This is a genomic window from Nocardia arthritidis (genome assembly GCF_011801145.1).
GTDB lineage: Bacteria > Actinomycetota > Actinomycetes > Mycobacteriales > Mycobacteriaceae > Nocardia > Nocardia arthritidis_A.
On sequence record NZ_CP046172.1, the window covers coordinates 2281568 to 2301624 of the forward strand.

Below are 20057 nucleotides of genomic sequence, written 5' to 3' on the forward strand. Positions count from 1 at the left end.
CCGTAGGCAGTTCCCGCTAGTCGTGCGGGTGGTTTCGGGGGTCGTCTAGGCGCCGGGGCGCGCTTCCGTCGGTACGGTGATGGGGGTCGTGTCCGATGTCGTGGTGCCGGTGCGGATGGTTGTCGTTGTGCCCGTGGTGATTCGGGGCATGGCCATGGTGGTCTTGTTTCGGCGGATGCGGGTGATGGGGCGGGGCCGATGGGCGATGTGGTCGGCCGGGACGGTGTGGTGGCGGGGTGTGGCCGCCGGGCCCCGCGGGTGGGGGAGCGGGGTGATGCGGGGGTGTCGGTATTTGGGGTACCGGTACCGGCGGGAAGACCGGGGGCGGTGGGACATTGGGCATGGTCGGTGTGGTCGGGGTGGGCAGCGGCAGGATGGGCTTCGCGGGCATTACATAACCGCTGAGCCGAGACCGGTAGTGCCGCAATGCCGTATCGGCCTCATCACGCGAATTCGCCTCTATGACAGCTCGATACGCCTTGAGTAGGCCCGAACCGTCGCCGTGCTGCTGTACGACAGGGCTTTCCAGCTCGTGCACCACCCGTTCACCGGCGACCGGACGGACGACGACGTGCGTGTAGCGCACCTTCGCGCCCGGCTCCGACAGTGCCGCACGCAATTCGGGGTCGTTGTCGAGTGCGTCGCGCAGCAGGTCGTCGTGTTCGTGCGGTGGCACGGTGGCGGTGCGCCGCACGGTCACCACCTCGACGACCGGATGGCCGTCCGCCGTATGCAATCCGACTCCGGTGTCGTGCACGGTGGCGTCCTTGGAATGTAGGTATGCCGCAGCTTCGGCGACGCGCAGCCGTCCAGCCAGCTCGCGCAGCCGCTCTTTGGACGCCCGGACCTGCTGGTCGGTCTCGGCCCATTCGACGCTGTGGCGGCCCAGTTTGTCGAGCGCACGCACCAATTTCTTGTGCTGCCGGTAGATCCGATCACGCTCGGCTTGCAGGTCGCGCACCCCGTCCCAGTCTCGGGTGTGCGCGGAGACGACGTGCGGTTCGCCGACCACCCGCGGCACGTCCTCGCCGATCAGGTCGACCGTGAAACCCGGTGGTTGCGGCGGTTCGGACGGGTCGATGGGCGGGGGCGTCCCGGCGTCCGGCTCGCCGGGGTCGTCGTGCCGCACGGTCGGCGAGGTGAGATCGGCGACGTGCATGCGGTATTCGGGACCGGAATCGACTCGTACGCGCAGATATTCGATCCGCGCACCCGGCTCGCGCAGCGCGTCGACCACCTGCTGATGTCCCAGCGCCTGATGTCCCAGCGCCGCCGCGAGATGCGCCGCGCGACCGGGTTCGTCCGCGTCGTGGTATTCGCCCTCGGTCAACCGGTCGAGGACGAGGACACGCGGCGGTTCGCCCGCGGTGCGGATGACACCGACATGTTCGGTAACCATCTGTCCGCCAAGCGATTCCACGTGATCGAGACCGGCCCGCGCCGTCATCGCATCGGTAAGCCGGCCGAGCGCGGGCCGGACCTCCGCGTGGTCCATCCGGTGGTATTCGACCGCGGCTTCGGCCAACTCGTGTAGCTGGTCGGCGGTGAAATGGCCGGAATCGCGCAATTCCTCGAACAGGCCCGGCATCCGCCGCGGTTGCAGGTAGCGCTCCGGATCGTCGAGCAGTCCGCGCAGCGCCCGATGGTTCTCCAACCAATGCCGCGCGGCGTCGTTGTTCTCGAACAGCCTGCGCAACAAGGCATCTCGCTGGTCGCGGACGGCGCGCAGTGGCGCTATCACCGCCCTGCGCTGTGCGTCGAGATCGGCGAGATCGGCGCGGGCGCGGTCGGATACGTCGACGGGATCGTGGGTCAGCACATACTGTGGCCCGTCGCCGACCGGCTCGATGGTGAAGCCGCGTTCCTCCGGCACGACCGGCCCCGGCGGATCGCCAGGTCCTGGCTTCGGACCGTCCGAACCGCCGAGCGCCCGCGGCGGTTCGGCGACATCCGCCTCGGTCAACTGCGCGATCGCGTACTTGATGCCCTTGCGCCAGCCGGTGAGCGGCGGACGGTCGGAGTCCCAGTCGGCGCCGTGCACGCGGCGGGTGTAGGCGTTGGCGTCGCGCCAGGTCTTATCCGGATTCTTGCCGAGGTAATTCGATTCGCCGAGCGCGTCGCGCAGCAGGATCAGGTCCTGCGGCAGGATCGGCGCCGGGTTCTCGTCCACCAGATGTTCCGGCAGGCTCTCCAACGGATTCCCGTCGAGCCGGATCCACGCCTCCGCGACATCGGCGACGTCGTCGAAGGGCCGCCGCACCCGCGCGCCGGTGATGCGGTCGACGGTCCAGAACCCTGCTCCGTCCGGACCGCCGCGCATCAGATGATTCTTGATCTGCAGCAGTTGCTCGCGAGTCAGGTCGAATCCGAATATCGAACGGAAGGTGGTGCCGTCCGGCAGGCGGTATTCGTTGACGTTGCGCAGGATCCGATCCAGCTCCGAATCATTCGCCCGGTACCCGTCGAGGACCTCGGTTGTCCACTCCTGCACCCGGTTCCACGCGGCGACCTGCTCGGACCACGGAATCCGCTTGCGCGACAGCAGGATGCCCGGGTTGTTGTCCGGAATTTCCTGGCGATCCCGCCAGCCGAGGGCCTCACGCCCGTCGTGCTCCAAAAACAGTGGCTGGTAGTTCTTTTCGGGCTTGCCGAACCATTCGAACTCCCGGATTCTGCGCACGAAGCGGATGTGCTCGGTCCACGGATGGTCCAGCACCCGAATCGGCTTGGTGCGCAACTTGTCCGGCACGTCGTCGCCGTGGAAGCCGATCGGGACCTCGGTGGTGGAACGCAGCTTGCCGATCCATTCGGTGTGGCTGAGCACGAAATCGCCGAACCGGGGATGTCGCTGGAACCAGGCCCGCATCTTCGGCCTGGACTTGTCGGCGATCAGCACCCACCGCATGGGCGGGTAAGCCGCATCGGCCAACGGAAGCGGTTCCGCCACATGCTCTTCGGGGCCGGGCACGCCCTGCTTGAGCCAGTTCTCGATGGCGCCGTCGAAGGTGAGGCCCTTCGCCTGTTCCTCGGTCAATTCCGGCCAGTGGCCGGTGGTCAGTCCGAGAATCGCGTCCTCGATGGAGGTTTGGAACGGATCGACGCCCAATTGGCTGCTGGTGCCGTCGGGCGGATCCTTGACGGTGTGCCCCGTCGGCTTGAAATCGGCCTTCCTGGCCTCGGCGCGCCGCGGGCCGTGCTCCCGCGCGTCATGCCAGTTGCCATCCGCGTCGCGCCACGAGGTGAGCGTCGTCGGATCGCGGTCGACCCATACGCGGCCGTCGCGTTCGATGATGGATTCGGGCAGGTGCACCCGCCGGATCGCCGGTCCGCCAAGGTGTTCCATGCGCAGGCCGCGATCGACCGGATCGATGCTGACGTGGTGATATTCGATGACGGCGTCCGGGCGGCCGAGCAGCAGTGCGAGGTCGCGGCTGCGGGTCAGCGCCTCGTGCAGCGCCCGATCGTGGTCGGCGAGTGGATGATCCGGATCCGGGCGCGAGCCGACGACGATCACCCGCGCCGGTTCGCCCTCCGCGACACCGACCCGGTCGGTGATCCGCCAGTTCGTGTGTTCGGCGAGCGCGTCGGTCCAGGCGCCGTCGAATCCGTCGAGCCGGTCGTTCGCCCGGCCCGCCATGGTGTCGGCCCGGCGCACCAGCTCCTCGAGACCGTCGATCGCCGTGGCCCGCCGCGCCGGATCCGGTTCGCCGGTGTGCGCGAGTTCCGCCAGCGCGGCGCGATATTGCTCGAGCCGGGCGGCCGCGGCGTCGCGCTGGCGCACCGCCTCCTCGTATTCGGCGATCAGCGCGCGGCGCTGCTCCGTGAGCGCCTGGCGCCGCTGCAGCATTTCGTCGCGGATATCCCGCAGCCGTTCGGCATTGGTGATGTTGTCGGTGGTGCGTTGCCGCGCGGCGAGTTCGGCGCGGCGAGCCCGCACCCGTACCTTGCGCGGCGCCTCGTCGGACAGGTCGGCCTCGCGCGCCCTGATCCGCGCGATCTGTTCGCCGATTCGCGCGATCTCCTCGCTCGGCGTCGCCGATCGCTCGAGCCTTTCGAGTTCGATTGCGGCGGCGTCCATTTGGGCGCGCAGGTCGGCGACGCCCTCGGCGTGGGTCACCGGGTCGGCTTCGGTGGCGCGCAACAGGTCGAGCGCGGTCTGCAACTGCTTGTGCTGCCGAGCGGCCTCGGCGCGCTGCTGCGCGAGATCTTCGCGCCGGACCCTCGCCTCGGCATCGCGTTCTACGACGGCGGCATGTATGGCGCCCGCATGCTCCAATTCGACTATGCGGGCGTGCACCTCGACGATCCGGTCGGCGAGATCGTTCACCTCGTTGCTCGAACGGGCGAGTGCCGCGAGCGCTTCCTCGGAATGCCGGAGCGGCCCCGGCAGGAACTGGTCCGGTTCTTCAATACCGCCGCGCAGCATGATCTGCGTGGTTTCCTCGCCGAGGCGTTCCAGGGTGGTTTCCAGGTGCTCGCCGAGTTCGCCGTCGGGATCCCGGATTTCGAAACGCATGGCGAAGTCGTCGCGTTTCGCCTTCGCCGCCGCCCACTTCTTGACCAGATCCGCGTGCTCGGCGTCCGCCTCGCGCAGTTGCGCGTCGATATCGCCGGTGAGATCCGGATGCGCCGGAGCCGGCGGCGCCACTCGTTCCTCGACGGGTGGATCGATATGGGTGACTCGGCCGTGCTCGTCGACCACCACCCGTTTGCCGTCCGGCGGTGGGTTTTCCCTGGCCGCGACCTCGGCCGCGGCCAGCCTGCGCTGCTCCTCGACATTGTGTGCGGTGTGATATTCGTCGAATTCCCTGCGGATTTCGCGGATCAGCGGTGCGCGTTCGGTGGCGGCCCGCAGTGCGTCACCCAATTCCGCGTGTCCGGCGACGCCGCCGTTTCTGGTCGCCTCTTCCCTTGCCCGCCTGAGCATTTCGCCACCGGCCCGCTCGGCGGCCTCCGGGATCACCTGCCGCTGTCTGATCTCGTGCACCCGGTCCGCCAGCCCCGGCGTGACGCCGTCGGGCGAGCCGAAGATGGCGTGCTCCAGTTCTCTCGGCGTCATCGCGGCGGCGTCTCTGATACCGAGTTCGGTTGCCAGCTCGACGATCCGATCGTGGATGCGGGCACTGCGTTGCGCGGCGGCCGCGATGCCCCGGCCCATTTCGCGCAACAGCGCCTCGTGTTCGGTGAGCGGTTCGGGGTCGCGGACCACGCGCTCGGTCTGCCAGATCCGGCCTTGATCGTCGACGTGCACAACACATTCGTCGATGTGGTAGCCGTCTCGCGCCCAGGTGAGATAGCGGTCCGTCGAATAGTCGGAGCCGACGGTGAAGTGCACGAGCCGCGGTGGGTCGCCGTCCATCCTGCGGGTGAGCGCGCCCGCGGGCCTGCCACCGGCTTCGCGGGTAAGGTGTTGCGCCGCAGCGGTTCCCGCCGATCGGCGGATCGCATCCTCGTGTGCGAGCGCATCGTGGAAGGCGCTCAGGCGCTCCAGAACCAGCGGGGCGCGCTTCATCGCATTGCGGGTCAGGTGGTCGAGCGCCATTCGTTCGGACCAGTAGCGGCGCAAACCCATCCGCGCCTTCAGCTCCTTGGCGTATTTGCGCATGGCGAGCGAGCGATCGCGCAACTCGTCGACTCGATCGATGAGTTTGCGTTCCAGGTCGTGGGTGCTCTGGGCCGGATTCAGATCCTGGTGGAGGCCGTGCAGCAGCGCGGTGAGCTCTTCGTAGGCGCGGGCCGTGGCGGTGGTCGCCTCGGTGATGCGCTCGCCCCATTCCGGCATATCGCCGACATGCCTTGGTGGAGTTGGAGGTTGCTCGGCGGATCCGTCGGGTATGGATTCCGCGGTGTCCGGGTGAGGCTGTTCGGATGTGGAGTTCGGTTCGGGTGCGGGACGTTCCGGGTCGGTGTGTTCGGTGTCGCCGGTACCGGCCTTGTTCTCCCCGATGGGTTCTGTTTCCGGCTTACCGCTTTCCGACACGGACGGTTCCGGCCCCTGCGCGTCCTTTTCCGTTGCCGCAAAAAGCTTTTCGAGGTCCGCGCGGGTGTCCGCGACGGCATCGGACTCGCGCTGGTCGAGCTGACTGCCCTCCAGTTCGGTGAACCGGCGGGCGGTTTCGAGTTGGTCGCGCAGGTCGGCGACGGCGCGGCGGATTTCGGCGGGCGACATGTTGTGCGGCCCAGGAAGATCCGCCGGGTCGCCGCCTGTTGCGCGCCACAGGTCGGCCAGATCGCGATAGGTGTCGCCGACGGCATCGCCTTCGCGCACATCCAGCTGGCGGCCTTCCAAATCGGTGAATTGACCACCGGTTTCGAGTCGGTCGCGCAGGTCGGCGATGGCGCGGCGGATTTCCGCGTGCGACATGGTGCCCCGGCCCGGCAGCTCGGCCGGGTCGCCGCCGGTGGCGCGCCAGAGGTCGGCGAGATCGTCGTAGATATCGCGTTCCGCCGCACTTGCGTGCGGAACCTCTTGTGCGCCTTCCTGTTCCGTGGTCGGCTGGTCGGTTTCGCGCTCACGTGGGGCGGGCTGTTGGTCGGATGCGCCGGGTTCGCGTTCGGGCTGGGCGGTTCGCTCGCCGGGCTCGACAAACGGCTCATGCGCTTTACCGGCCTCAATAATGTGAGGCGCGTGGTACACCTCGGGCGCGACCGGTTGCATGGGCAGTGGGGTGCCGTCGGGCTGGCCCTCATAGCGGAATTCGATATCGTGGAAGCCCGCGTCTCGCAGATTGCGAAGGACGAGTTCCCGCTCGGTGGCCGGCGCGTGTGCGGTGCTTCCGGTTTCGATGCGTAGCGTGCCGCCGGGTGCGAGCACCCGGAATATCTCCCGCGCCGCGGTCGACGGCACCTCCAGCAGTGACTTGATATCGACGCGTTCGAAGAAGACCTCGTTGACCGAACCATCCGGAATCGCCGACAGGTCACGGACATCCGCGATCAGGTCGGGCCGGGTGGAATCGGCCCGGTTGACGAAGATCTCGCCCGGCCCGGCCGGCCGGTATTCGTGTCCACCGCCGATCACCAGCCGCACACCGTTGGGTCCGGCCGCGGCCAGCAATGCCGGGAGGTCATCGGTGGGGGTGGTGCGCCACGACGGATCGTGCGCAGTCGGCTGCGGCGGCTGCCCGATCGGATCGACCTCGGCGATCCACACATGTCCGTTCCGATCGATCGCGATCCCGATGTGCTCGGAATGCCCCTCCGGCGTGGACATGGTCATGACGGCCCGGCCTGCCCCGGCTATGTGCTCGAACCTGAACTGGTCGCGGTCGACACCGCGGTCCCGTGCTATTTCCGCGCCGACGGCGGTCACCGCATCGGTCATACCCCAGCCGCGGCGATCGGCTCGCTGCTGTTCGATCCGATCGATGGTTTCGACCAGATGTTCTGCCGCCCTTGGCATTGCGCCCTGAGTGCGAAGTGCGTGCGCGATGTCGGTGGGTCCGAGTCGATGGGTATTCGCCAATCCGAGTTCGGCCGCGCGCTGCCGGATCGATTCGAGATAGCTTCGCGGATAACCGATCTCACGCACGGCAGCGGCAACCCTGGCCCGGACCTCGGGCGCGGTCGGCCGGTGTCCGTGCCAGGGCTCGCCGAGTGTCCATCGCGGCGGAAGGTGCGGCGACGGCGCGCCGAGCGGCGGCATCCGGTCCGGATCGTATGGGGCGCCGAAGTGCTTCTCTTCCGGATACGACCGGCTCGATTCGATCGGGCGTTCGCCGCCCGGCAGTTCGACGCGTTCGCCGTTGAGGTCGAGTGCGATCACGTAATAGGCCTCAACGTGATCCGGAGTCGTCTCGGGCAATCTGCCCTCGGTGCCGTTGGTCGGATCGTGCTGCCAGACCTCCTCGCCCGCGCGGGTGACGACGTATGCGTGCCCGAGCCCGCCCGGGGTGTGATACACCTCGCCGACCAGCACGACGACATTCGGATCGCCGACCGCGGTGAGCGCGGCGCGCAGATCTCGAAGATTACGGAAAATTGTTGGTCCGCTGGCTTTTTCGCCGAGATCGGACAGTGCGTAGCCCTCGGGTCCAGGATCCTCGGGCGGTACGGTGAGCACATCTTCGCCGATCACCGTGTTGATGAACCGGGCGGCCCTCGGCAGGCAGTCCGGGGGTGTCGCGGTCGGGTCGACGGGTTCGGTGACCGGCGCGCGATCGGCGAAGGTCTGGCCGAAAACATCGGCGTAGCGGTTCAATTCGGCGTCGACGCGGCGATGTTCGGCCAGGGCGTCGCGCAGTTCGGTGAGCTGTGCGGCCCGATCCGGATGCGCGGCCGCCAGATCCGCCAGTCGCTGTTCGGTGAAGTGCTGCGGCGCACCGGTTTCCGGCGGTATGCCGAGATCGTCCGCGAGCTCCCGAATGCGCTCGGTGAGTGCTCGGCGTTCCCCGGCCAAAACGGCGTGACCGTCGGCTACCGCATCGAGCCAGCTCAATTCCTGCTGCGCCCGAGCGCGTTCCGGCGACCCGTCGGGCAGCGTCGCGGTTTCGCGCAGTGCGGCGAGACGTTGCCGGACCACCTCCGGCAACAGCGAATGATCGAGCCGGTCCTCGGTCGAGAAGACCATGGCGACCGTTGCTTCCGGGTGCTCGGTGATCCCGCCGGGGAACTCCAGCCACCGCCCACTCTCCGGGTCGTACATGCCGATCCTGCCGTCCTCGCCGACCACGAGGTCGTAACGCCGGGCGCCGTACGGGCCGGCGTCGACAACCACCGCGACCGTGCCCGGCCCGCGCGCGGTGATCTCGTCGGCGAGTTGCCGATGACTGTCGTACGGATGGAATTCGGCGTTGTGACCGAGCTCGAGCTCGTCCGGTGTCAGACCGGCGGCGGGGATCTCGGTGCCGGAGTCGACCCGTACGGGATCGGAAGGCGTTGTGTCGCGGTGGTTTTCGGTGCGGTTCGGGTCGGCGGCGGTGCGCCCGGTATTCGTGTGGTCTCCGGAATGATCTGCGGTGCCGGGTGCGATTTCCGGCCTTGCCGGGGAACCGGCGTCGCCCGCGATCGGACGATCGGAGCTCGGGCGAGCGGTGGTCTGTTCCGCGTCGGCTCGACCGGCGGTCGGTGCGGCTGCCCGGCCCGATGTCTGACGAGCATCGACCGGTGCGGTCGGAGTCGCGCGGCTGTCGCCGACCGGCCGAGCCGTCGGTTGGCCCGTCTCGCCAGGCCGCGTGCCCTTCGCCGTCTCGGCCGAGCGTGCGGCCTCCTCGGGGGAGAGGACTGCGCGGGAATTCGGCTGTACCGCTGGTCTTTCCGTGGCGGGCCGAGCCTCACCTGGGGTCCCGGTGTCGAGGCGTCCGCCGTTCGTCGGTGCTGCGGGGCGATCGTTCGCCGGAGGCGCGGTGTCGGGGCGCCCGCCGTTCACTGGCGTCGCGGGCTGGCCGGTCGGCGTCGCCGGGCCCTGCTCCGGTGCCGCGGTGCCGTTCTCGGGTTGTGTGAAATGGCCGACCGCCGCCGCCATGCCGTTTTCCGTTGCTGTGGTGCCGTTTTCGGGTTGCGTGAAATGGACCGCCGTCGTGCCGTTTTCCGATGCTGCGGTGCCATTTCCGGGTTGCGCAGGATGGCTGGCCGGCGCCGTTGTGCCGTTTTCTGACGGCGCGGTGCCATTTCCGGGTTGCGCAGGATGGCTGGCCGGCGCCGTCGTGCCGCTTTCTGATGGCGCGGTGCCATTTTCGGGTTGGACTGGGTGGTTGCCGGCCGCCGCTGCGCCGTTCTCCGTCGGCGCGCCGGTCGGCTGTGCCGTCTCGACCCGGGCGCCCGCCGGGGTCGCCGTATGATCGGCCTGCACGGGTGTGATCGGCGCACCGGCGTCGCCGGCCATCCCCGCTCGGGATTGCCCCGTCGAATGTTGTTCTCCGGCACTCTGTTCGGGAGTATCGGCGGGTCGGCTGTTCTCCGGCCCAGCCACGTCACCCGCGCGCCCCGGACCGGAACTCGTCGCCGAATCCGGCTGCACTGTGCCAGCTTTGGTATCGCCGGGCGAGTCGACCCGCTGGGTGCCCTGCACCGGACGGCCACCCGAATCCGACTGGGGCGTCACCGGTTTCGAATCGACGCCGCGGGCATTGTTGCCCGCGTCGGATGCGCCGGGGGCAGGCCGAGCCTCGCCGCCGGGTGCCGAATTGCCCTGTGGCGCGGCCTGACCCGATCCGGCAGCCTCGCCGGTGGAATGTCCGGCACCGGGATCGTTGACGACAGGCGGCGGGGCGCCTGAATCGCGGTGCGCCAGTGGTTCAGCACTCGCCGGATGCGCCGCCGGGGGCCCGGACGCCTGCTGCCCGTTGACGGAACTCGCGTGCTGGCCATTGGGACTCGACTGTTCGCCATTCGCACCGGTCGGCGAACCCGCGTGCTGGCCGTTCGCCTCCGGCATTGTCCCCGTTGCCGATCCGCGATTGCCGGTGCCCTCCGGCACGGTGCCCGGATGCTGCCCATTGGTCACGCCCGTATCGCGCACCGGCGGTGTCGCACCGTCGAATCCGGCGGGCACCCGCGCCTCGGGTGTACCGCGAAACCTGTTGACCAGCCCGTGGTTTCCGAGCCCGACCGCACCGCCCGCGACGCCGCCGACCAGCATGTGCGCGTCGAGCGGCCCCCATTTGTTGATATCGAACTCGCCCTTGACCAGATTCGGTGCGGCATATCCGGCCAGCGCGCCGGACAATCCGGCCGCTCCGGTGCCGACCAGTGTCTTCACCAGATTCGGTGTGCCCTTGAGCATTCCGGTCTTGAAGATCGCGGTCTTGAATATGTCGTTCGACAGGCCGTGGCCCCACTGGCCGCCGAGGGCGCCCGCCGCGCCCGCGACGGCCATCGAACCGGATTCACCCCAGTCGATGCCGCCGTGCATCTTTCCGTCGGCGCCCATCCTGCGGTGGCCCTGGAGGTCGAGCAGTTCCTGCATCAGCGCGTCCTGCGCACCGCCGATCAGCGCCGACTTGCCGACGTGCAGCAGCATGAATTTGGTAAGCGCCTTCCAGCCTGCCTTGGTGGTCAGACTGAGAATGGCCTTTTTCAGCCGGTTGGCGACGATGCGGATGAATCCTCTGGTCACCGCGACCGCGGCGGCCTCCTCGGCGGGTGCGGTCGGCGGGAAGATCCACGCCGCGGCCATCTCGCCGGCCAGGATGATCAGCGAGGTGATCATCATGCCCTGCGCGTATTCGAGTTCGGAGCCCAGGTTTTCGGCGGCGTCGCCGATCGAGTCGAGGATTTCGGCGAGCATCGGGATGGTCAGCGTGTCGGCTTTGCCATCCCGTGGGGGTTCGGCCATGAGCGCGTCGAACAGTTTCCCCATGGTCTCGCCGCCCTGGCCGGACGGATAGCTGGCCAGCGTGGCCGACTTGGCCGCCCCGACATCCGACAACAGGTCGCGCACTTGCTTGGCCGCCTCGCGCCAGTCGTCGGCGACCCCGAACATGCCGGAATGGCTGCCCTCCGGCCAGTCCGCGCCGGCGACCCAGCCGAGCACGTTCAGGATTTCGTAACCCACATCACCCATGGCAGTAACGCTTTCGCCGATCAGGTGCCGTGTCGTCGCCGGTGCGCCGGGGGTGTCGAACTCATCCGAGGCTCCCTTGCCGATGCTGGAACCGCTGCCGGAAACCCTCGGCGTAGGCCGAAGGGGCGGCCGAGACCAACATTTCGGCGGCGGCGCGGAGCCGGTCGTCCGGCGCGTCCTGCACCACCCTGGCGATCAGCTCGGCCGTCGTCGCGGCCGACCAGACTCCTGGGATCGCATCGGAAATCGCTGCGGCATCGGGTGATTCGCCGCGATACCAGAGACCGCCCGCATACCGGTAGCAGAAGGTGATCAGCCCGGTCCGGATCCTCGAATCGGTTGCACCGCTGGTTGATTCGGGATCACCCGGGGAATCAGGCACCGAAATAGTCGTTCTGCGTCAGCTTGCGCGCGGCGGTGCGCTGGCCGTCGGCGAACGTACCGAACCCATTGCCGAGATTGCCCGCGTTGGTGAACGTCGCATCGCGCATGTTCGCGTAGCCGTTCTTGCCCTCCATGAACTCCCGGCCGTAGTGGTCGGTGCCCCACGGTTCGCCGCGGCCGTCGAGATTCGATTGCAACCTGCCGAATATCGTCGAGATCTTGTGCTTCACTCCATCGTTCGCGTCCGCGGCGGTACTCAGCTTGTCGGTGTAGGTGTGCAGTCTGTCGACCATCATTGACCTCCGTGCAACCGATCCGAAATCGCGACATCCCATCGCATCAGAGGTTTCCCAACACGATCGGACGTCATGGCGAACGACCGGTGAACGCCGGGACACGCGAAATCTACTGGGCGGTAGTGCCCGTGGCGCTCGTCTCGTGGGCGTCAATTGAGCTCCTGCACAGCGATTTTCGCGGCCTTGGCGAGTAGCGCGTTGTCGTAGCTCGCGTCCTGTTTCGCGCGGGTCGACAGCACGGTGAGCACGATCGGGGCGCGGTTCGGCGGCCACAGCACGGCGATATCGTTGCGGGTGCCGTAGGCGGCGGAGCCGGTCTTGTCGGCGACCTGCCAGTCCGCGGGGACGCCGGCGCGGATCAGTTCGCCGCCGGTGGTGTTGCGGCGCATCATGTCGGTGAGAATGGCGCGGGCCTCGGGGGTGAGTGCGGAGTCCAGCAGGTACTTCCGGAGATCGGCCGCCAGGGCGCGGGGTGTGCTGGTATCCCGGGTGTCGCCCGGTATCGCCTCGTTCAACGCGGTTTCGGTGCGGTCCATCTGGGTGACGTTGTCGCCGAGGGCGCGTAGGTTCCGCTCGACGCCCTTGGGGCCGCCGAGCCGCGCGAACATGTGGTTGGCCGCGGTGTTGTCGCTGTATCGCAGCGCCGCGTCGAGCACTTCGCGCAGCGTTATCCCGTCGGCGAGGTGTTGTTCACTGATCGGTGAGTTGGCCACCAGGTCGGCCGAGGTGTACTTGATCCGCAGTTCCAGATCGGCAGGTGCGGTCGTGGCGAGTATCACGCCCGCGAGCAAGGCCTTCGAGGTCGACGCGTAGGCGAACCGTTCGTCGGCGCGGTGCTCCACGGTGCGGCCGGAGCCGGTGTCGATGCCGAAAACTCCCAGATGCGCGTCGAATTCGGTTTCCAGCGCGTCGAATTCGCCGGATATCGGCGTCGTCGCGGTGGAGGTCGGGGCGGGCGCCGCGTTATCGGTCGCGCATGCGGCGAGCGGAAGCAGCAGGGCCGCCGTGATCGCAACGGCGGCGGATCGGGCGGTGCGAAACCTCGTCATTCGGATCTCCATTCGTCGCGGTTGTTGCCGATGGGCAGCCTCGCACCCGGTGCCGTATGCCGTCCAAGACACAAATGCGGGTATCAATGCTGAATTGGCATACACTGCGGTGCCGTGGATATGGTCGCCGCGTGCCGCGCCTTCGTCGCCGTCAGCAGCAACGGCAGCTTCACCGTCGGCGCCGCGGCGGCCCGGATTCCGCAGTCGGTGGCCAGCCGCCGGATCGCGGCGCTCGAACAGCACTTCGGCGCCCGGCTGCTGAACCGGACCTCGCGCAGCGCCACGTTGACGTCGTTCGGGCGGGAGATGCTGCCTTCGGCCCGGCGGCTCGTCGAACTCGCCGAGGCGATGGAGCACGAGGCGGAGCGCGCGAAGCTGCGGCCGTTCCGGATGGCGATACCCCAGATATGCGCGCCGCTGCCGCTTGCCCGCTGCGTCGCGGTGGCGCGCGAGGGCGGGCTGAACCTCGACCTGCATTCGGCCGGACCTAGGGAACGCGCGGAACTCGTTCGGACGCAAGAGGTTCGGGCCGCGCTGAGCGCGGTGACGCCGGACCGGGCCAGCTGGCGGGTGCCGCTCGGCCTCGCGGCCACCGCGGGCCCGCATCCGACCCCGCTCTATCTGGAGACATTGCGCGCGGGCCGCGCCGACCGGGACGCCAGGCGTCGCCGGGTCTGGATCCAGCCGGAGGACGATATGCCGCACCTGCGCGACCCGCTCACCCGGCTGCGTGACGCACTCGGTCTGCAACCGGCGCAGGTAATGGTGGCCGATTCGCTGATCACCGCGGTGGCCGAGGTGCTCGGCTCCGACGATCTGCTGCTCGCCTCGCGGCGGCAGGCCGATGAGCTCGGATTACATTGGCGGCCGATCGGTGAGTTGGAGCTATCCCGCGGCTACGAGATCGCGGCCGGGCAGCGCGCGGACGCCGAACGCGTCAGATCGTTGCCGGCGCGCGCGATCGGCGCCTGCCTCGGCGCACCAGAGGACGAGAGCGAGGAACGGTGATGGGGATGAGCACGGCGCTGCGCGAGGTACGCCGAGTGCTCGACGACGCGGGCCTGCGCGGCTCATTCCTGGTGCGCGACTTGGATTCCGGCGACGAACTCGGGGTCGACGCCGAGGCGGAGTGGCCGATCGCATCGCTGGTCAAGGTGCCGCTCGCGGTGGTGACGCTGCTGCGGATCGCCCGCGGTGAACTCGACCCGGCGGCCAGGATCGAGGTCGAGCCGGGCCGCATCGCGACGGCGGGGCCGATGGGTCTCGGCAAATTCCGGCATCCGGCCGGCATCGCGCTCGACGACCTGCTGTATCTGAGCACATCGATCAGCGACGGCATCGCCGCGGACGCCCTGTTCGCGCTGACCCCGCCCGCCGCCGTCACCGCGGAGCTGCGGCGGCTCGGCCACGACGGAATCGCGGTGCGGCATCTGATGGGCGAGCTCACCCGGACACCGGTCGAACGCTTCGAACCCGCGCAGGCGCATCTGGCGCATACGCTCGCCATCGAGGCGGGCACCGCCGGGCACGGTCATCCGGTGCCGCAACTCGATATCAGTTGGGCCAACGCGGGTTCGGCGCGGGCGTTCGTCGACCTGATGCGGGATCTGTGGCGGCCGAGCGCCATTCATCCGGATGCGGCGGCGCGGGTGCGGGAACTGATGGCGGACAACGTGGTCCGGCAGCGACTCGCGCCCGACTTCAGCTCCGATGCGGCCCGCTGGTCGTCGAAGACCGGAACCCTGCTCAACCTGCGCCACGAGGTGGGCGTCGTCGAGCATGCGGACGGCCAGGTGCTCGCGGTGGCCGCGCTCACCGAATCGCGGGTTCCGGCGGCCAATCAGCCCGGTGCCGAGGCGAGCATGGCCAAGGCGGCCAGGATCCTGCACGACGAATTGCGGACCGGGCCATGGAATCGACTGTGACGCAGGTCATATCGTGGGGGTGCGCATCCGGAGATGGGACGAATCGCCTATCTTTGAAGTTGCTGTGAATCTTTCTGTGACGGTTGTGCACCTGGTGGCCAGGCTGCACGTGGATCTCGGTCGGCTGGCCGCCCAGCTGTGTCGCTGACGCGTACCCACACCATGTTCCACCCTGACCGTCTCGGAGTTCTGCTATGTCCACACCCCTTTCGCGCGGCCGTGCCCTCAATCCGGCGCGCTGGCCGTTCGGTGTCCAGATCCTGCTCGGCCTCGTGGTCGGCATCGCCGCCGGCTTTATCGCCCGCGCCACCGGATCCGCCTGGCTCACCAGCACATTGACGCAGGTCGGCGGCATCTTCGTGCAGCTGCTCAAGCTCGCCGTCCCGCCGCTGGTATTCACCGCGGTGCTGGTGAGCATCGCGGGCCTGCGCCACGTCACCAATGCCGCCCGGCTGGCGGGCCGCACACTGCTCTGGTTCATGGGCACCTCGCTGATCGCGGTGGTCGTCGGGATCGCGCTCGGCCTGATCACCAATCCGGGTCGCGGCGTCGACCTGACCCTCACCGGCGCCAAGGCGCCCGACAGCAAGGGCGGCTGGACCGACTTCCTCACCGGCATCATCCCCACCAACGTCATCGGCGCGTTCACCAACGGCAATGTGCTGCAATTGGTTTTCCTCGGCGCCGTGCTCGGGGTGGCCGCGCTGAAGCTCGGTGAGGCCGCCAAACCCTTTGTCGGGCTGGCTGAATCGGTGCTACAGCTGGTGCAGAAGGCGCTCTGGTGGGTGATCCGGCTCGCGCCGATCGGCACCGCGGGACTCATCGGCAAGGCCATCGCCAGCTACGGCTGGAATCTGTTGCGGCCGTTGGCCACCTTCACCGTCGCGGTCTACGTCGGCTGCCTCATCGTGCTCGTCGTGGTGTACCCGATCCTGCTGCGCGTCGTCGGCGGAGTGAACCCGATTCGCTTCTACGCGAAGGTCTGGCCCGCGGTCGAATTGGCATTCGTCTCGCGCTCGTCGATCGGCACCATGCCGCTCACCCAGCGGATGGTCACCGAAAGGCTCGGCGTCCCAGGCGAATACGCCTCGTTCGCGGTGCCGTTCGGCGCGACGACCAAGATGGACGGCTGCGCCGCCGTCTACCCGGCGCTGGCCGCCATCTTCGTCGCCCAGATCACCGGCACCCACCTCGGCATCCGGGATTACCTGCTGATCGCCTTCGTCTCCGTGGTCGGCTCCGCGGCGACCGCCGGACTCACCGGCGCCATCGTCATGCTGACGCTCACCCTGTCCACCCTCGGCCTGCCGCTCGCGGGCGCCGGACTGCTGCTCGCCATCGATCCGATACTCGACATGATCCGCACCGCAACCAATGTCGCGGGTCAGATGGTGATCCCGGTGCTGGTCGCCAAGCGCGAGGGCATCCTCGAACGCGAGGTCTTCGACCGCCCGTCGGCGCCGCTCACGACGGCCGCGCCGATCGCGGAACCGATCCCCGCGGCCGCCTGATCGCGCCGGGTCGATCGCGAACGCGCGATCGACCCGGTTTCGCGCTAGTCCGAACCGTGTCTCCGCAGGTGGGAGAGGCATTCGGCAAGTTTAGGTCAGATGACCTATATTGGGTTTCGTGAACGACGCACTCGACTTCGATCCACACGGTCCGGTACTTCTCGTCGGCGGCTACGGGACGGTCGGCGCGGAGCTGGCGCGCCTGGCCGCACCGGCCTTCCCGCTGTTGCTCACCGGGCGCAGCCTGGCTCGGGGGCGTGATCTCGCCATGGAAGTCGGTGCGCAGCTTCGGGTTTGGGATCTCGCCGCGCCGGACCCGTTCCGGGCGGGCGTGCGCGCGGTGGTCGGCGTGGTCAATGATCCGGACGACCGCGTGCTGCGTGCCGCGATCACGGGCGGGGTGCCGTTCGTCGACGTCACGCGGTGGACCAGCCGCCTACAGCGCGCCGCGACAGTGGCCGCGCTGCTCGACCCGCGCGCCCCGGTGCTGCTCTCCTCGGCCTGGATGGGCGGTGTGACGAGTCTTGTTGCCGCACACCTGGGTTCGAGCCTGGGCGGCGCCGATGCGGTGGAGGTGGCGATCCGCTGGGATCTGCGCGATCGGGCGGGCGCCGACTCGGTCGAATTCCTGGACCGGCTCGGCCTGGACTACGAGGTGATCGAGGACGGCACGCGCCGGACCATCATGCCGCTGAGCGGTGTGCGCCGGGTCCGCATCGGCGACGCCGTCACGCGGGTCGCCCGCATCGACACCCCGGAACAATTCACCCTCCCGCTTACCCTCGACGCGGCAACGGTCGCCACCCGCATCGGATTCAGTTCCGGCGCATCGACTTCCGCACTGTTGGCGGTCAAGCGGCTCGGCTTCTTCCGCTGGGGCCGCAGTGACCGGTTCACCGGCGCACGCCGAGCGCTGCTGTACGCACCGGGTGACGGCGGCGTCGCCGCCCTGCGGATCGACGTCACCCACGGCGGGCGCACCGCCACCGCCACCGTCACCGACCCCGCCGGACAGGCGCACCTCACCGCGGTCGGCGCGCTGCTGGGTCTGCGCCGGGTGCTCGGACTCGACGGGGCGGCACCCGATTCCGGCGTGCGCTTTCCGGAACAGACACCGGTCCCCGCGGAGGTACCGGCCATGCTCGCGGCGCACGGCATCGATCTGCAAGTCGACATCGAAAGCGAAATCGGCAGTGCCGCATGACCGAACATGCCGCCAGCACCGACAAGGGCGCGCAACGGCGGGTCCTGCTGCTCGATGTGGCCGAGCGGATCCTGACCGAATCCGGTTACGGTCAACTGACGATGCGCGCGGTCGCGGCCGCCGCGCAGGTGCGGCTGGGGCATCTCCAGTACTACTTTCCCAACCGCGCCGACCTCATCGTCGCCGTATTGAACCGTGCGCTGACTCGCTCGCTCGAGCGGCTCGCCCCACTGCTCGGCTCGCCAGCGCCCGCCGCCGACATGGTGCGAAAGGTGTTGGCGGAGCAGGACGATCGGGAACTGGTCCGGATATACACCGAGATCTGGGCGCTCGCGGGCCGCGACGAATCCATCGCCGCGGCCGTGCGCGAGTTCTACCGCGCCTACCAGGGGCAGGTCGCCGACGTCATCCGAACGCGGAATCCCGAAGCCTCCGAAAAGATCTGCCGCACCAACGCGCGCATCTTCACCATGCTCGTCGAGGGTGCGGCGCTGTTCCGGTCGGGTATCGCCGACCATGCCGATCCGGTCACCGATACCGCGCTGACCGAAATCGCGGCGGCTCTCCTCGATCCGATGGTTCGTTGATGATGAGGCCGAATGTGCCGCTGCGGCCGGGTATCTCCCGGAGTTGCGGTGAACCGCCGCGTCCTATCTGATCGAAAGCACGAACTCACATATGCGAAATCGCCGCGCCGCCGTCGGTGGCCGAGGCGATATCGATCTGCCGCGTGACGCTCGACAGGCGACTTGCGGTTGGCGTACGAAGGGCGGAACCTCAATGGCCACAACAATTCCCGTCGGAGTCGTAGTCGCCGCCTGCTCGCCCTGCACGAGGCGGGTGCCGACGAAATCGCGGCCGCACAAATCCCGGTGGGCGATCCACAGCGCGACGAAGCCGCGTTCCTGAAGCTCATCGCCGAGATCTCCACGTAACCCGTTGCGCCGCAGTGACTTTGATCCGCCATGGTCGGACTCATGCAGGAGGATCCACGCGGCCCCTTTCAAGGTCCGAACGACGTGGCCATCACCTGACCGATGACGTCTTCAGGTGATGCGGGCGCCGCGGGCTCGGGCCGGGTTTCAGGCCGCCGTGGCCTCCCATACGAACCCGTCTGGGTCGGTGAACGGTCCGGCGTCGCTGTCGATGACGATCCCGTGTGAATCGCCGCCCTCCGGGGCGACGCCCGCATCCTTCGCGGCGGTGTGGCGCGGGTACATGGCCAGCTTGACGTTCGATCCAGGGGTCGCGAACTCGACGTACTTGCCTCCGAAGCTTTTCGCGACGGTTAGGCCGCGGTCGACGTAGAACCGCTTGCTGGCCTTCACATCGTCGACGCCGAGCAGCAGCACGACATCGTCGATCTCCCGGGTGACCGGGCCGGTGTCCTTCTTCTGTGAGGTGCTGATCTTCCAGATCGTCCCGTCCGGGCCCTGGATGACGCCGCCGTAACCCCAGAAGCTCTTCTTCGCCGGCTTCAGCGCGGTGAAACCGGCGTCGAGCGCGGTGCCGATCAGGCTGTCCACGGTGCCCGGCTGGGATACGACCAGCGAGAGCATGAATCCGCGGAAGCCGGACGTCGGCGCCGACGCGGCACGGAACTTCAGTCGCTCGCCCAATCCGAAGGCGGCGGCGTAGCTGGCCTCGATGGCCGCTCGATCGGAAACTTCGAGGTAGATGTCGATGTTCATACGGGTAACGCTAGGTTCGGCGGGACGTGGCCACATCCGTGCCGAATACGGAACGCGCCACGGAACCGGACACCCAGCGCGCCCCGGAGGATCAGGGCTCGGCAGGGGTGACGAGCTGGATCAGATTTCCGCAGGTGTCGTCGAAGATCGCCGTTGTCACCGGTCCGGCCGCCATGGGTTCCTGCGTGAACCGCACCCCGAGCGCGTCCAGCCGCTTGTACTCCGCTCGCACATCGGTGACCTGGAACGAGGCGGCCGGAATACCGTCGGCGACGAGTGCGGCCTTGTACGGCTTCACCGCGGGGTGCCCGTCCGGTTCGAGCAGCAGTTCGGTGCCGTCGGGATCCTCCGGCGAGACCACCGTCAGCCACCGGGCCGCGCCGAGCGGGACGTCGTGCCGCTTCGTGAAGCCGAGTTTCTCGGTGTAGAAGTCGAGTGCCTTCTGCTGGTCGTCGACGAACACGCTGGTGATGTAGATCCGCACGGTGCCTGTC

General features: G+C 68.4%; 12 protein-coding genes. 6 read left to right on the forward strand and 6 right to left on the reverse strand.

The genetic code is table 11. The features are described from left to right. Window positions 1–16: 16 nt before the first annotated feature. The 4 genes from F5544_RS10130 to bla form a co-directional block, all read right to left on the reverse strand. Window positions 17–11503, reverse strand: coding sequence for a hypothetical protein (locus tag F5544_RS10130; RefSeq protein WP_167472958.1), 11487 nt, complete (start codon window positions 11501–11503; stop codon window positions 17–19). 61 nt (window positions 11504–11564) lie between these two features. Further along, complete coding sequence (locus F5544_RS10135; RefSeq protein WP_167472959.1) at window positions 11565–11885, reverse strand: hypothetical protein; 321 nt, start codon at window positions 11883–11885, stop codon at window positions 11565–11567. Further along, window positions 11878–12183, reverse strand: a complete 306-nt coding sequence (locus tag F5544_RS10140; protein WP_167472960.1) for a hypothetical protein — start codon at window positions 12181–12183, stop codon at window positions 11878–11880. Before F5544_RS10140 ends, F5544_RS10135 begins: the two co-directional genes overlap by 8 nt. A 149-nt stretch (window positions 12184–12332) precedes the next feature. Continuing rightward, complete coding sequence (gene bla / locus F5544_RS10145) at window positions 12333–13244, reverse strand: class A beta-lactamase (protein ID WP_167472961.1); 912 nt, start codon at window positions 13242–13244, stop codon at window positions 12333–12335. A gap of 108 nt (window positions 13245–13352) precedes the next feature. Here bla and F5544_RS10150 point away from each other — a divergent pair, with 108 nt between their 5' ends. The 6 genes from F5544_RS10150 to F5544_RS10175 all read left to right on the forward strand — a co-directional run bounded on the left by F5544_RS10150 (window position 13353) and on the right by F5544_RS10175 (window position 18807). Continuing rightward, on the forward strand, window positions 13353–14240 hold the full coding sequence (locus F5544_RS10150; protein WP_167479096.1) for a LysR family transcriptional regulator: 888 nt from the start codon (window positions 13353–13355) through the stop codon (window positions 14238–14240). Further along, window positions 14240–15157 (forward strand): serine hydrolase, encoded by a 918-nt coding sequence (locus F5544_RS10155; protein ID WP_174867310.1) that lies wholly within the window; start codon window positions 14240–14242, stop codon window positions 15155–15157. Before F5544_RS10150 ends, F5544_RS10155 begins: the two co-directional genes overlap by 1 nt. Window positions 15158–15351: 194 nt before the next feature. Further along, window positions 15352–16668: a dicarboxylate/amino acid:cation symporter gene (locus F5544_RS10160; RefSeq protein WP_167472962.1), complete on the forward strand. Its 1317-nt coding sequence runs from the start codon at window positions 15352–15354 to the stop codon at window positions 16666–16668. 118 nt (window positions 16669–16786) lie between these two features. After that, entirely contained in the window at window positions 16787–17872 is a 1086-nt protein-coding gene (locus F5544_RS10165; protein ID WP_167472963.1) for a saccharopine dehydrogenase, read from the forward strand. After that, window positions 17869–18459: a TetR/AcrR family transcriptional regulator gene (locus F5544_RS10170; protein WP_167472964.1), complete on the forward strand. Its 591-nt coding sequence runs from the start codon at window positions 17869–17871 to the stop codon at window positions 18457–18459. The genes F5544_RS10165 and F5544_RS10170 overlap by 4 nt, the downstream gene beginning before the upstream one ends. A 168-nt stretch (window positions 18460–18627) precedes the next feature. Further along, a complete protein-coding gene (locus F5544_RS10175) occupies window positions 18628–18807 on the forward strand; it encodes a hypothetical protein (protein ID WP_167472965.1) in 180 nt (59 codons plus the stop codon). A gap of 147 nt (window positions 18808–18954) precedes the next feature. Here F5544_RS10175 and F5544_RS10180 read toward each other — a convergent pair whose 3' ends face one another. Continuing rightward, entirely contained in the window at window positions 18955–19563 is a 609-nt protein-coding gene (locus F5544_RS10180) for a glyoxalase (protein WP_167472966.1), read from the reverse strand. A gap of 91 nt (window positions 19564–19654) precedes the next feature. Then, the gene (locus tag F5544_RS10185) at window positions 19655–20047 is read right to left on the reverse strand and encodes a VOC family protein (RefSeq protein WP_167472967.1); all 393 of its coding nucleotides are present in this window, start codon (window positions 20045–20047) and stop codon (window positions 19655–19657) included. Between the last annotated feature and the right edge of the window lie 10 nt (window positions 20048–20057).